Source organism: Paenalicyclobacillus macrosporangiidus, assembly GCF_900116805.1.
Classification (GTDB): Bacteria; Bacillota; Bacilli; order Alicyclobacillales; family Alicyclobacillaceae; genus Alicyclobacillus_H; species Alicyclobacillus_H macrosporangiidus.
Genome location: NZ_FPBV01000088.1, coordinates 1 through 1,265, shown reverse-complemented (window position 1 = coordinate 1,265; position 1,265 = coordinate 1). Strand labels below are relative to the sequence as shown.

The following is a 1,265-nucleotide window of genomic DNA, read 5'->3' as shown; positions in this document are numbered from 1 at the left end:
TGTGTGGTAATGCTTGAGCTTCTGGACGAAGTGTGCGAACGGGCTCGCCGCGCAGGCCAAGTTGGTCGGCGAGTGGGTCTTGGTTTGACATACGAGGGATTGAGCGGCGGATTCTATCGGGCAAGGACGATTTCGCAGCCCTCAAACAGGCCGGAGGAACTGTATCCCACATTGTTGGCCTTGCTCGACCGGCATTGGGATGGGAGTGGTGTTCGTGCGGTATCCGTATCTCTCGACCTGCTGACATGGGATACAGCGGTACAATTGTCCCTGTTTGACGACGTACCGCGGCGAAAGAGGTTTTGGCAGGCCATTGACGGGATTCGCGCGCACTTTGGTGAAACGGCTGTTATGCGTGCCAGCAGCTTGATGCCTGCCGGGCAGATGCGTGAACGCGCGCAGAAGATTGGGGGTCACTGGGCGTGACGTCGATCCGGGACGGCAACATTTTCGAGGCAATGCGGATCTTGCTTCCAGAGCATAGAGCAACAGTGGAACGATATCGTGAACGGAGGTCGCGCAGGCGGCCACCGGACCTGTCTGAGGACGAGCTTTCCGAGATGCAGTACGTCCTGGCGGAAGCGGTTGAGGAGCGGAAGGTGGTTCGACTGACGCTGTTCGGCCCGATTCAAGACGAAGTGTTAGAGGGTGTGCCGGAGTTGCTCGGGGGTCGTCTGTGGCTGTCGCGGACAGGCGGTAAACGGGTGCCGATAGATTGTCGCAGGTTGGTTCGAGTTGAATTCGACTGAGGTCTACGCACGAGGAGACGTAATTTGGTGCACTTACTCCGGTATCCTAAAACAGGGAGGCGCCCCCGTCTGGATGAGGACGGGGCTTCTGTGTGCACTGTACCTTTTCATTAGCATCGTATCCCGATGAAGTAACCGCGTCCATAATGCGAAGGAGAAAAACGGATCATCGCGGAATATCGTTTCTTCTCCTGCCAATCCGGATAGACTATGAACAGGCACACAAGCGCCCGTGACGTTTCCGCCCCCAGTCGAAAGGCCGGGGCTTCTCATTCTACGGCCTGGATACACTCCGGCACGTCATTCCGAGGATTTCTGACCTGACCAGTCGTCGTATGCGAAAGAGAAGCGGCCACACACAATCATTTCCCCCTTGTCAATAGCGGATTGAAACTCCCAAAAAATCGCGCTCGATTCCCCAAAAACCCCCATGCCCCTTTGGGGCACAACATTATGATGAAAATGTAGTCGTAGTTGTTTACTGGTGGGTGATCGTGATCCAACATGAGGCCAAGC

2 protein-coding genes are annotated in these 1,265 nt (G+C 55.9%); both read left to right on the top strand.

Annotated features, from left to right (window positions below; translation table 11 throughout):
* The coding region (locus BM357_RS18815; protein WP_483869900.1) for a DinB/UmuC family translesion DNA polymerase at positions 1-426 on the top strand (426 nt) is incomplete at its 5' end.
* Positions 423-749, top strand: coding sequence for a YolD-like family protein (locus BM357_RS18810; RefSeq protein WP_245784106.1), 327 nt, complete (start codon positions 423-425; stop codon positions 747-749). The genes BM357_RS18815 and BM357_RS18810, both read left to right, overlap by 4 nt.
* The last annotated feature ends 516 nt before the right edge of the window (positions 750-1,265 follow it).